General features: G+C 36.3%; 10 protein-coding genes and 6 tRNA genes. 6 read left to right on the forward strand and 10 right to left on the reverse strand.

What is annotated here, in order from left to right; all coding sequences use genetic code 11:
* Positions 1-294: 294 nt before the first annotated feature.
* From KO502_RS13315 to KO502_RS13340, 6 genes are all read right to left on the reverse strand, one after another.
* Positions 295-370: transfer RNA gene (locus KO502_RS13315), tRNA-Glu, on the reverse strand.
* Positions 371-540: 170 nt separating this feature from the next.
* Positions 541-616, reverse strand: a tRNA-Glu gene (locus tag KO502_RS13320).
* Between the two features lie 105 nt (positions 617-721).
* A tRNA-Glu gene (locus KO502_RS13325) sits at positions 722-797 on the reverse strand.
* A gap of 106 nt (positions 798-903) precedes the next feature.
* Positions 904-979, reverse strand: a tRNA-Glu gene (locus KO502_RS13330).
* Between the two features lie 108 nt (positions 980-1087).
* A tRNA-Glu gene (locus KO502_RS13335) sits at positions 1088-1163 on the reverse strand.
* Positions 1164-1237: 74 nt separating this feature from the next.
* Positions 1238-1313: transfer RNA gene (locus KO502_RS13340), tRNA-Ala, on the reverse strand.
* 449 nt (positions 1314-1762) lie between these two features.
* On the opposite strand from KO502_RS13340, the gene yvcK reads away from it, so the two are divergent.
* Complete coding sequence (gene yvcK, locus KO502_RS13345; RefSeq protein ID WP_216023055.1) at positions 1763-2659, forward strand: uridine diphosphate-N-acetylglucosamine-binding protein YvcK; 897 nt, start codon at positions 1763-1765, stop codon at positions 2657-2659.
* A gap of 111 nt (positions 2660-2770) precedes the next feature.
* Here yvcK and dcd read toward each other — a convergent pair whose 3' ends face one another.
* Together dcd and apbC are read right to left on the reverse strand one after the other, a co-directional pair.
* Entirely contained in the window at positions 2771-3361 is a 591-nt protein-coding gene (gene dcd / locus KO502_RS13350) for a dCTP deaminase (RefSeq protein ID WP_216023056.1), read from the reverse strand.
* A gap of 121 nt (positions 3362-3482) precedes the next feature.
* Positions 3483-4730: an iron-sulfur cluster carrier protein ApbC gene (apbC, locus tag KO502_RS13355; RefSeq protein WP_252730763.1), complete on the reverse strand. Its 1248-nt coding sequence runs from the start codon at positions 4728-4730 to the stop codon at positions 3483-3485.
* Positions 4731-4848: 118 nt separating this feature from the next.
* On the opposite strand from apbC, the gene metG reads away from it, so the two are divergent.
* From metG to KO502_RS13380, 5 genes are all read left to right on the forward strand, one after another.
* The gene (gene metG / locus KO502_RS13360) at positions 4849-6990 is read left to right on the forward strand and encodes a methionine--tRNA ligase (RefSeq protein ID WP_216023078.1); all 2142 of its coding nucleotides are present in this window, start codon (positions 4849-4851) and stop codon (positions 6988-6990) included.
* A gap of 140 nt (positions 6991-7130) precedes the next feature.
* A complete protein-coding gene (gene rcsF / locus KO502_RS17130) occupies positions 7131-7544 on the forward strand; it encodes an Rcs stress response system protein RcsF (protein ID WP_354668331.1) in 414 nt (137 codons plus the stop codon).
* 16 nt (positions 7545-7560) lie between these two features.
* A complete protein-coding gene (gene tsaA, locus KO502_RS13370; protein WP_216023057.1) occupies positions 7561-8385 on the forward strand; it encodes a tRNA (N6-threonylcarbamoyladenosine(37)-N6)-methyltransferase TrmO in 825 nt (274 codons plus the stop codon).
* Positions 8382-9050: a carbohydrate-binding family 9-like protein gene (locus KO502_RS13375; protein WP_216023058.1), complete on the forward strand. Its 669-nt coding sequence runs from the start codon at positions 8382-8384 to the stop codon at positions 9048-9050. The genes tsaA and KO502_RS13375 overlap by 4 nt, the downstream gene beginning before the upstream one ends.
* A 584-nt stretch (positions 9051-9634) precedes the next feature.
* Positions 9635-10204, forward strand: coding sequence for a GGDEF domain-containing protein (locus KO502_RS13380; RefSeq protein ID WP_216023059.1), 570 nt, complete (start codon positions 9635-9637; stop codon positions 10202-10204).
* Positions 10205-10372: 168 nt separating this feature from the next.
* Here the strand turns inward: KO502_RS13380 and KO502_RS13385 are convergent, their stop codons facing one another.
* Both KO502_RS13385 and KO502_RS13390 read right to left on the reverse strand, forming a co-directional pair.
* On the reverse strand, positions 10373-10891 hold the full coding sequence (locus tag KO502_RS13385; RefSeq protein ID WP_216023060.1) for a peptidylprolyl isomerase: 519 nt from the start codon (positions 10889-10891) through the stop codon (positions 10373-10375).
* Between the two features lie 185 nt (positions 10892-11076).
* Positions 11077-11976, reverse strand: coding sequence for an EamA family transporter (locus tag KO502_RS13390; protein WP_216023061.1), 900 nt, complete (start codon positions 11974-11976; stop codon positions 11077-11079).
* Between the last annotated feature and the right edge of the window lie 7 nt (positions 11977-11983).

The raw sequence follows: 11983 nt of genomic DNA on the forward strand, positions 1-11983 counted from the left end.
TAATTTAACGGACTTGGTTTTAGCCCGTATAAATGCTCACTTAGTTTGTGAGATTGGTATTAGTCTGGGGTTATGTTGTGTGTCGATGTTGTGAGATCATGTAGATAATGATGTAGATGATTTAAGTAATACCAATTCCGTTAAATTAATCAACATCGCTACTGATATAAGTAACCCACTTCTAATTAACAAATGAAGCAAAAAAAACCACGCAATATTTACATATTGCGTGGTTTTTCTTATATATCTGGTTTAGTTACTTTCTTATATTACTTTTAAGTTATAAAAAGAAAGTGGCATCCCTAAGGGGATTCGAACCCCTGTTACCGCCGTGAAAGGGCGGTGTCCTAGGCCTCTAGACGATAGGGACACTGATAAACTTAGCAAATAATTAGCTAAAGCATTTCAAACTATCTAGCAGATCACTCTGCTGTTTTAATTTACAAAAAAAAATTAAAACTCTAAATCCTTATTTAAGTAATAAGGTAACTTTAATGCTCTCTTCTATTGTTAACTATAAAGCTAATTAATCAATTAAAGTGGCATCCCTAAGGGGATTCGAACCCCTGTTACCGCCGTGAAAGGGCGGTGTCCTAGGCCTCTAGACGATAGGGACACAGGTTTGATTATATATAACAATCAAATCAGAACGTACTTAATTTTGAAAAGTTTAAGTAAACTTTATAATGCTCTACTGTTTAGATGAAAATCAAATAAAGAGTGGCATCCCTAAGGGGATTCGAACCCCTGTTACCGCCGTGAAAGGGCGGTGTCCTAGGCCTCTAGACGATAGGGACACAGGCTTGGTTATATATAACAACCAAATCAGAACATACTTAATGTTGAAAAGTTTAAGTAAACTTTATAATGCTCTACTGTTTAGATGAAAAATCAAATAAAGAGTGGCATCCCTAAGGGGATTCGAACCCCTGTTACCGCCGTGAAAGGGCGGTGTCCTAGGCCTCTAGACGATAGGGACACAGACATAACAAAAATTGTTATTTCAGAACATTGCTTGTTTTTAACAAGTTCAAGCAAACTTAATATATTATTTTTACTTACAATCTAAATAAAAATAATAAAATAGTGGCATCCCTAAGGGGATTCGAACCCCTGTTACCGCCGTGAAAGGGCGGTGTCCTAGGCCTCTAGACGATAGGGACACAGTTAACTATAAGTTAAAAACTATCTATTCTTTGTTAAAATCTAAAAGATATAATTAACAAAAAACCTAATATGGTGGAGCTATGCGGGATCGAACCGCAGACCTCTTCGCTGCCAGCGAAGCGCTCTCCCAGCTGAGCTATAGCCCCGATTTTCGAGTCATTTAATAACTGGCCTAATAGTTATTAAACAGGCTTTCAATCAGTGGACCTAACACTTGCTGAAAACGAGGCGCATTCTAAGCAGCAGCTAAGAAACTGTCAACACTTATTTATAAAAAATAAGTTTTTTTTAGATAAAAACTAATTAACTGAACGCATATTGAACAAGGTGCTTATTTATTATCTAGCTTGGCTACTAAACGCTTACTTGGTCTTTTTACTGTTTTCACTAAGCTATTGTAATGAGTTGTAATTATCAATTGCTAAAGATTTATTTAGCTTGAGGTAATAAGTATTTAATTATCTTATAGGAATCTTAAATGTTTACCCTTACAGATCACTGTTAACACCCCCCTTACCCGTTATAGATACTTTATCTTTACTTCATTTAGCGTTATTGTTTACAACACTTAATAGCCATACAGAAAAATCAAAGTATGCAGCTCAAAAAAATTAAAATTGTCGCCATTGGCGGCGGACACGGTTTAGGTCGTGTACTTTCTACCTTATCTTTTATGGGCAATAAGCTCACAGGTATCGTAACCACAACAGATAACGGTGGTTCAACCGGTAGATTAAGAAAAAGAAGCAGCACCATCGCTTGGGGCGACTTACGTAATTGTTTAACTGAATTAGTCGATGAAAACTCAATCGGCAGTCAACTATTTAATTTCCGTTTTAAAGGTGAAGATGAATTAGGTGGACATAACTTAGGTAATTTAATCTTGTACGGCCTAGGTAAAGTGCAATCGAGCCCGATGGAATCTATTACCCTGGTACGTAGTATTTTACGTGTAAAAACTAAAGTGCTACCTATGTCTGAGACACCAACAGATCTAATGGCGTTTTACCCTGAGGGACGTTGTCGTTTAGGCGAAATGTCTGTTGATGAAATGCCTATAATGCCTACTGACTTAATGTTAGCGCCTTTAGTGAAGGCAGTTGAACCTTGTATAGAGGCAATTGATGATGCTGATTTAATTATCCTTGGTCCAGGTAGTTTTTTAACGAGTGTTGTACCGCCATTGTTAATTATGGATATAGCTAAAAGTATAGAAAAAAGTAATGCGCACTGTGTTTTTATCGACAATATCGTTGCTGAAAACAGCCCCGCTGCAGTATTAACCCTAGATGAAAAACTTGATTGGATTGAGCGTAATATCGGTTGTATGCCAATTGACACGGTTATTTGCCAAGATAAAAACACTCACTCTGATCGAGTGAAGATTATTTGCCAAGATTTAGCCCATAATGAACTTCCTCATTATCACGACAATGAAAAACTTTTACACGCATTAGAAGCTTGTGTAAAAGGTGTTTCAATAGATAAATAGAGGGTATGAAACAAAAAATAGCGAGCCGAGGCTCGCTATTTTTGATTGTAAAGTCGCCAATATGCAACCGAAAGTAAAAGCATTCTTAATTATGATTTTACCGCAATAAATCTACTTATTGTCGTCTTGGCTTATTCTACTCGCTACAGCGCCCTTTTGACCTTTATATTTAGCATCAATTCGCTTGTTATAAGGTCGCTCAGCACTGGATGACATGGTTTCAAAGTTCAATGCCGCTATTTTCATTTTTGGTCTTAAAGCTAACGGTAATTTACCGCTGTTATAAAACTCTAATACGATTTGACCAGACCAACCTGGATCAATACGATGTGCGGTTACATGTACCATTAAACCTAAACGCGCTAATGACGAACGGCCATCTAACCAACCAACAATATTGTCAGGTAAAGTAACAGACTCATAGGTTACCGCTAACGCTAACTCCCCAGGGTGTAAGAAGAAAGCTTCACCATCATCAATATGGATTTCATCACTCATAATTGAGTTCATCGCTTCTTGCACAGCACCTTTAGGCGCACTTAAATCAATATATGGTGCGGTATGATCTTGAAAAACTCTAAATTCATTACCTAAACGAATATCAACACTAACACCTGAGATCATTGAACTATCGGGTTTTGGTACAATAATGATTTCTTCATCATCAAGGTATTGTTCTATATCTTTATCACTTAATCTCATAATGGTTAGTACTTACCTTAGTTTACTTATGTTAATCTGACTCAAACTTACCTACTATTTTTCAACCAGTTTCAATCAACTGTAGTTCGTTTTAATAGAATTTAACTGGCTTTAATAGGATTTAGTCGGCTTTAATTTTCACTATCTCTGCATTAAACGGGCTTGAAGTATCACACTGTAAAAATAATTGCGCAGAAACATTTCTGGCTATTTTACGGTAATGATTAGCTATTTCACCAGCGCTATTTTCAATTATCTCAGATTCCCCTAAATCAGCATCCTGTCGTATCGCAATGTCTAATGGTAATTGGCCTAATAATGTCGTCTCATAATCTTCAGCCATATGTATACCACCTGATTCACCGAAAATATGGCTTTGATGACCACAGTTTTCACATAAATGGTAACTCATGTTTTCAACAATACCTAATACGGGGACTTTAACTTTATCAAACATGGCAACAGCTTTAACCGCATCGATTAAGGCAATGTCTTGCGGTGTGGTAACTATAACAGAAGCTGCAACAGGCACTTTTTGCGCCAAAGTTAATTGAATATCACCAGTACCTGGTGGCATATCAATTAACAAGTAATCAAGCTCTGGCCAGTCGGTTTCATTGAGTAGTTGATTAAACGCCGAGCTTGCCATTGGGCCTCGCCAAACGGTTGCATCTGCTTCATCGACTAAAAAGCCGATAGACATAGCATGTAAGCCTTTAGCCTTTAATGGTGTCATTAATTTACCGTCAATGGAGCTTGGCTTTTGATCTTTTATTCCTAACATTGAAGGAATTGAAGGTCCATAAATATCAGCATCTAAAATACCTACTTTTGCTCCCTCACTCATTAACGCATAAGCAAGATTAACCGTTGTGGTTGATTTACCCACACCACCCTTACCTGAAGCAATCGCGATAATATTGGACACTTTGCCTTGTTGATTTGCACTAGCGTTATCTTTGCCTAATGAAAATTGACGAACCGCTTTTATGTCTAGTTTAACTTTAATTATGACTGTACTAGCTAAGGTTTCACTTAAGGCATCTGTTAAGGTTTGCGCTAATACATCTAACTCCCCCTGACATAAAAAAGGCATAGTTAGGGTAACTTCAATAGTGTTTTCACTTTTATTCTCATTGAATTCAAATTGTTGGCAAACCGCCAATACGCCTTGAGGAAAGTTATCTGAGAGATAATGTGTTAATGACTCTTTAATGAATGCTTTGTTATCTAAAGTGCTTGCTGATCTATTAACCTCTGCGTTAATTGGCGAGTTAACTGACATATCAACTGGTTTAGATTCAGTAGTTTTAGTCGACTTTTTCGAGAAAATGTTAGCCAGCTTTTGACTAAATTTTTGGTTAGACATAGTACTTGAGAGACCTTTATAAAAAAATTGCAAAATTAGTTGCATTCAACTAATGAAAATCTTCGTTAAATTCTGTACTATTGCCGCCTTTATTACCATCAAAAAACAACTATTTTTCATGACTGACACTACTTTATCAAAAGCTACCGCAAACGCTGACTCTAATATTTCACAAGAAAAGCGTAAAATTTTAGTGACTTGTGCCCTACCATACGCTAATGGCTCTATCCATTTAGGTCACATGTTAGAGCATATTCAAACTGATATTTGGGTACGTTTCCAGCGAATGCGCGGCCATGAAACTTATTTTGTATGTGCCGACGATGCCCATGGCACGCCAATTATGCTTAAAGCGCAAGAGCTTGGTATAACACCTGAAGAAATGATCAAAGATGTGCGTGAAGAACGTATTAAAGAATTTGCGGACTTTCATATCAGCTTTGATAATTATCACACCACGCACAGTGATGAAAACCGAGAGTTTTCAGAAAAAATTTATAATAGCTTACATGCTAAAGGTCATATTAAAACGCGCACAATTTCACAATTATACGACCCTGAAAAAGGTATGTTTCTAGCGGATCGCTTTGTTAAAGGTACTTGTCCTAAGTGTAAAAGCGAAGACGAAAATGGCGATAGCTGTGACAACTGTGGCGCTACCTATTCACCTACAGAATTACTTAATCCGCGTTCGACTATTTCTGGTGCTACGCCGGTATTAAAAGACTCTGAGCATTACTTTTTTGACTTACCTGCTTTTGAAGCCATGTTAGCAGACTGGATCCGCAGTGGTACATTACAAGAAGAAGTAGCAAATAAACTTGGTGAGTGGTTCGAGCAAGGCTTAAAACAATGGGATATTAGCCGTGATGCGCCTTATTTTGGTTTTGAAATTCCTAATGCACCAGGTAAGTTTTTCTACGTTTGGTTAGACGCGCCAATTGGCTATATGGGCAGCTTTAAAAACTTATGTAATAAAAACAAAGATATCGACTTTGACAGCTTTTGGAATAAAGATTCAGACGCTGAACTTTATCACTTTATCGGTAAAGATATTATTAACTTCCACAGCCTTTTCTGGCCAGCCATGCTAGAAGGTGCTGAATACCGTAAACCTACAGCTGTATATGCCCATGGTTTTGTTACTGTTAACGGCGAAAAAATGTCTAAATCAAAAGGTACTTTTGTAAAAGCCAGTACCTATTTAGCGCATTTAAACCCTGAATATTTACGTTATTACTTTGCTGCCAAATTAACTCACAAAATTGATGATTTAGATTTAAACCTTGAAGATTTCGCACAGCGCGTAAACTCTGATTTAGTCGGTAAAGTGGTAAACATAGCGTCACGTTGTGCAAGCTTCATTACCAAACGTTTTGATGGCATGTTATCTACTAACATTGAAAACCAAGCCCTTGCTGATGAAGTGATGGCTGCAGGTGATAGTATTGCTGCACATTATGAAGGGCGTGATTTTGGCCGTGCTATGCGTGAAATCATGGCATTAGCTGATAAAGTAAATGAATATATTGCTATTAAAGAGCCATGGCAGCTAATTAAAGACGAAACTAAGCAACAAGAAGTGCAAGATATCTGTTCTTTAGGTATTAACATGTTCCGTACGTTAATGATCTACTTAAAACCTGTATTACCTGCCCTTGCCGAGAATACTGAAACCTTCTTAAATGATGAATTAGCTTGGGAAGGCCATAAAGCGTTATTAACCGATCATAAAATTAATAAGTTTAAAGCCTTATTACAACGTGTTGATATGGACAAAGTAAATGCTATGACAGCCGCATCTGTTGAAAGCTTAGGTGGCGCAGAAGCGAAAGCAGAGAAACCTGCTAAAAAGAAAAAGCCAGCTAAAGTCGTTGATAATTCAGCAGCGCTTGCTGATCCGTTAGGTACTGACCCAATATCTGAAGAAATTAGTTTTGACGATTTTGCGAAAATAGATTTACGTATCGCCAAGATCATTAATGCTGAACACGTAGAAAAAGCCGATAAGTTATTACAATTAACCTTATCACTTAATGAAGAAGGTACTGAAACACGTCAAGTGTTTGCTGGTATTAAATCAGCTTACCAACCAGAAGATTTAATTGGCAAGCACACAGTAATGGTCGCTAACTTAGCACCACGTAAAATGCGCTTTGGTATGTCAGAAGGCATGGTATTAGCAGCAGGCCCTGGCGACAAAGATTTATGGATATTAAACCCAGAAGATGGCGCCAAAGCAGGAATGCGCGTTAAGTAGTTATTTATATATTTTCAGCAAATATATTTAAGGCTATTTATAAAGCGTTTAAAAGGTATAGTATTTCACTATGCCTTTTTTTATGTTCATACTGTTATAATAATTACTATTATTTACCGAAAGACTTTAGGTACTCAACCGTGATTAACCTTTTTACAAAAAGTAAGCGTCGATTAATTTCATTAAATTTAGCAGCCATTACCGGCTTACTTATCTCAAGTTGCAGCGGTAATTATACGTTTAACAGTAACGTAAAGCCTGATAATGCAGAGCAATATTTTAGTGCGAGTAATGTTAAAATTTATAACAGTGTAACCGAGTTTTCGGGACCTTCTGAATTGATTGGTTTAGTTGAAGGCGATGATTGTCAAACCAAAGCACATCTGGCACCGCCAGATCCTATTAATGCACGAACTCAAGCTCGACAAGCAGCTTACGCAAAACAAGCCAATGCCGTAATATTTACCAGTTGTATTAATATTGATGCCCAACATTGTGTGGCGCAAATTGTTTGTTATGGCAAAGCATATAAAGTTGCAGCGCCTAAAGAATAATGCATGAGTAACTTCAATGAGTAACAATACAAACCATTCATTTTCTTTTGACACAATAGCTACCATTGAGTCGCCCTATCAAGAAAAATTCGCTATACCGCGACAGCCTAACTTAGTCAGTGCCGCTAAAGGTAAAGTAATACTGATTGGTGACGCCAATAATGCAGAATTAATAAGAGGTATAGAAGAATTTAGTCATTTATGGCTGTTATTTGTTTTCCATGGCACTAAAGATCAAGGTTGGAAGCCACTCGTTCGCCCCCCTCGCCTTGGCGGTAATGTAAAAACAGGGGTGCTTGCAACGCGTTCGACTTTTAGACCTAACCCAATTGGTATGTCAGTAGTTAAGCTTGATAGAGTTACAACAGATAACAAACAAACAATTTTACATATTTCTGGTTTAGATTTATTAAACGGTACGCCAATTGTAGATATAAAGCCTTACATTCCTTATTCAGATGCTATCATCCATGCCAACGGTGGCTTTGCACAAGCAAAGCCTGAAAGCAATATAACAGTAAACTTTAACATACAAGCTCAAGCTGATTTGGCAAAGCATGCAACTTTACATACGAAAAATCAGCAAGCCGAGTGTGATTTAGCATTATTAATAGAGCAAGTATTAAAACAAGACCCAAGGCCAGCTTATAAACAAGGTAAAGTTGATGATAAAGTTTATGCTATGAGTCTATATAATCTGAACATTCAATGGCAATTTACTTCATTAACTAACATTGTAGTGCTTAGCGTTACAATAATTCCCTCTGAAATGACAGGTAGTGACTTAGAAAATAAAATACCAAGTAATAAGCCACTTAACAGCAAAGCAAATATCACATGAAAAAATACCTAGTTAAAAGCATTCAAAAGACCAATAGTGATAACACCATAGAAGCTGGCTTACCTGATTGGCAAAATATTACACCACTGGATATAAATATATTCCCTTGGTATCAGAATGGTAAAAAGCAACAAACGCAAGTGAAGCTTTGTGTCAACAAAGATATTTTGTTTATACAGTTTATTGCGCAAGACAAATACAGCTTTGCCAAACAAACACAATTAAACAATATGCTTATTTGTGAAGACTCTTGTGTTGAGTTCTTCTTTAGTCCGTCAGGTATATTAGGCAGCACCTATATCAATTTAGAAGTTAATTGTTGCGGCACTTTACACATTGCTTATGGCGCAAGTAGAGATGAACGTCAATTTATCAGTAGCGAATTAGCTAAACAAATCATCTGTAAAACAAGTCTCAATTCAACCACGAAAGTCGAAAGCCCAGCAGATAAGACGTGGACTGTTGAGCTTGCGCTACCTTTTACCGTTATCAAGGAATTAACTGGCGAGAATATTAATAAAGAGCAATGGTATGCTAACTTTTACCGTTGTGGTGGTAACATTGAAGCACAATATGCTGTCTGGAATAAGGTTGAAGTAAAAGCACCTGATTACCATAAACCAGAATACTTCGGACAATTATGTTTTCCACAAAAATTTAACTAAAGAAATTAAACTAAAGAAATTAAACAACTAAGGTTAATTAGCCTACTATGAGTTGATAACATAGAGTTGATAACATAAAGACACTCCATATGTTGAGCATTACTTTCCTCTCGCTTAATACTTAAATTAATAAATAGATAAGTAATATTACAAATTCATATACTCCCCTAAATTATTTATCTTTATCGTTACATCCTGTTGCAAAGTACGAATACACAGGTAGTTCTATAAGCTTTATAATTAATTTTACTTTTTAATAGCTGCCAACTCATATTCGAGCATAAATAAAATGATTAAAAAGTAATAAATCATTTAGACTAAATAGTTGTTTTTATGTTAATATATGTTAACTTTATGTAAAATAAAGAAAGTTAATGGTGACAAAGCTTTTTAAAGCGGTGATTAAATATAAAGATTATCAAACATTTTATTGTTTTACTTATCAAAAATAATTACTTGTCCAATTAGTGTTTCTAATACAGTCGTGTTTAAGTCACTTAAGCAATACATTTATTTTATATTAAACGACTCGATATTAAGCTAAGAAAACAAATTTTGCGAGACCATCTCCTATGAGCAATGTAATGAACAAATTAACCGGAAGTAAAAAATTGTTTGCAAAAATGACCGACGGTTTTAAGTCAATTAAACAAAAGTTTTCTGGCGAGCAGCCTGAGCAAGCTATTGAAGTAGATGATGAGATCAATACCATGATCTGCCCAGTAACCGGCGCATTGAATCGCCTTGGTTTACGTAGCTACTTTGATCACATAGTACCTTCTGAATTCAATAAAATGAGCCTTATTTTCATAGAGCTAGATTACTTTCATGATAAAGTTCGTCAGTTTTCGACTAAAGATTCAGATAAGTATTTACAACAAATTGTGACAGAAATTATTGAAACATGTTGTGGAACTCAAGACTTACTCGCACGTTGGAGTTTAAAAGAACTTGTATTAGCTTGTCCTGATAAGAAACTTACTGATGCGGTGAAATTGGCGAATAAGGTAAGCACCACGATCAACAAAAAAGCGTGGCCAACAGGTACAGAAATAACCTGTACTGCTGGCGCTGCACAAGCAAACGGCGAAGATTTACATTATTTAATCAATCATGCTAAAGCAGAGATATTAAAAGCGAAAAAAGCAGCTTAATATATTAACCATATCCATTTATAACTTTACAATGGATATTTAGTTTTAAAAATTAAAAACGGCTAAGTAGGAATCTATTTAGCCGTTTTTTTTAGCCAATATTTTAACTTACTTTTTTATTAATATTGTTAGCTAAAGAAAAGATAAGGCAATAATAAGTATTAGTTATCATTTGTTATTAGAACAGCTAGTATCATCACAACAACTACCAGCACTTATTACATGTCCTTTAGTTACTTCTTCTTCTGTTGCTTCACGTACATCAACAATCTCAATATCAAAAGTTAATACTTTACCAGCTAGCGGCGGGTTAATATCAACCGTCACCATAAATTTACCAGCTTTCATCACAGTTACTTGACGTTGACCTTGTTCAGTTTGCACAACTGCTGCCATGCCTTTTTTCCAAGTTGCATTTTTGCTTGGTAAACCGTGTAAGTGTTTAACAGGTACACGTTGCTCTAAACCTTCTTGATATTCACCGTATGCTTCTTCTGGTTGAAGAGTTACTGAGAATTTTTCATCTTTTGCTTTACCTTCAAGGGCTTTTTCTAGACCGGGTAAAGTGTTATTTGCACCATGTAAGTAAGCTAATGGCTCGTGACCGTTTGATGATTCTAATTCTTCACCCGCTTCATTTTTAAGGGTGTAGTGAAAGTGAGCAACGGTTTTATCAGCGATTTTCATAATATTCTCTTTTAAGACTCTTGGTTTGACTTATTGATTTGATTTATTGATTTACTGGTATACGTTATTGCTACGAGTAAATTAATAGGTAAGTTAGTTAATGGCGACATTCTACCTTGCTTAGCGCAGTAATCAATTAAATTAGAATCAATTCGTTGTTATTAGCTGCAAGTTTGTTGAACTGATCAAGCCCATAACAACAAAATAATCACACTTAAAATAATTAAAAACATGCCAAGGTATTCTTTTAATGTAATTGTTTCTTTAAATACCCGATAAGTTAGCGCTAAGGTGATGAAAAACTCCACCTGCCCTAAAGCTTTTACATAGGCTGCATTTTGATAACTTGCGCCAGTAAACCAACCAATTGAGCCAAGTAAACTGGTTACTCCTACAAATAAGCACAAACGCCAATGGCTAAACATTTTTGTTAATTGTGATTTATCTTCAATAAGTACATAGGTTAATGAAATCAATGATTGTACTGTGATCATAAATACTAAGGTTACAGCAGCGCTGATCATCAAATCGGTATTTAATGCTAAGCTTGATTCACGAATAAGCAACGTGGTAATTGCTAAGCCTAAACCCGCTCCTAAGCCATAGCCCATGCCAATTAAGCCTTGCGAGTCTGCCACTATATCTCGTAAGTTAAATTTAACTTTTGACACCAAAAATACACCAACAACACCAACGATAACACTAAACCAACCTAAGCCAGATAAGGATATACCAAAAATTAAAGCGCCCACGATGGCCACTTGTATTGCTTCGGTTTTTGCTAAACTCGTTGCTACTGCAAAGTTTCGATAACGAAAAGCCGCGACTAAGCACGCGGTTCCAATAATTTGCATCACACAACCAATGAGCGCATATTGCAAAAATTGATTATTTAACTCGGGAATGGCTAGCTCTTTATAATCAAGTAACCACCACAAATAAAACCAAGCAAATGGCAACGCAAATAGATAGCGAACGCCAGTGTTAGCCATAGAGCTAAGCTTACCCGATAAGTGTTTCTGCCCTGCTGTTCTTACCGCCTGCATGAAAGCTGCGAGTAAGGTAAAATAAATCCAAATGTCCAAAAATATT

The sequence above is a fragment of the Colwellia sp. E2M01 genome, assembly GCF_018860585.1.
Lineage (GTDB): Bacteria > Pseudomonadota > Gammaproteobacteria > Enterobacterales > Alteromonadaceae > Colwellia.

Coding starts and splice junctions, on each gene's coding strand:
- tsaA (WP_216023057.1), top strand. CDS start 7,561: ATGAGTAACAATACAAACCATTCATTTTCTTTTGACACAATAGCTACC.
- dcd (WP_216023056.1), bottom strand. CDS start 3,361: ATGAGATTAAGTGATAAAGATATAGAACAATACCTTGATGATGAAGAA.
- KO502_RS13375 (WP_216023058.1), top strand. CDS start 8,382: ATGAAAAAATACCTAGTTAAAAGCATTCAAAAGACCAATAGTGATAAC.
- KO502_RS13380 (WP_216023059.1), top strand. CDS start 9,635: ATGAACAAATTAACCGGAAGTAAAAAATTGTTTGCAAAAATGACCGAC.
- metG (WP_216023078.1), top strand. CDS start 4,849: ATGACTGACACTACTTTATCAAAAGCTACCGCAAACGCTGACTCTAAT.
- apbC (WP_252730763.1), bottom strand. CDS start 4,730: ATGTCTAACCAAAAATTTAGTCAAAAGCTGGCTAACATTTTCTCGAAA.
- yvcK (WP_216023055.1), top strand. CDS start 1,763: ATGCAGCTCAAAAAAATTAAAATTGTCGCCATTGGCGGCGGACACGGT.
- KO502_RS13385 (WP_216023060.1), bottom strand. CDS start 10,891: ATGAAAATCGCTGATAAAACCGTTGCTCACTTTCACTACACCCTTAAA.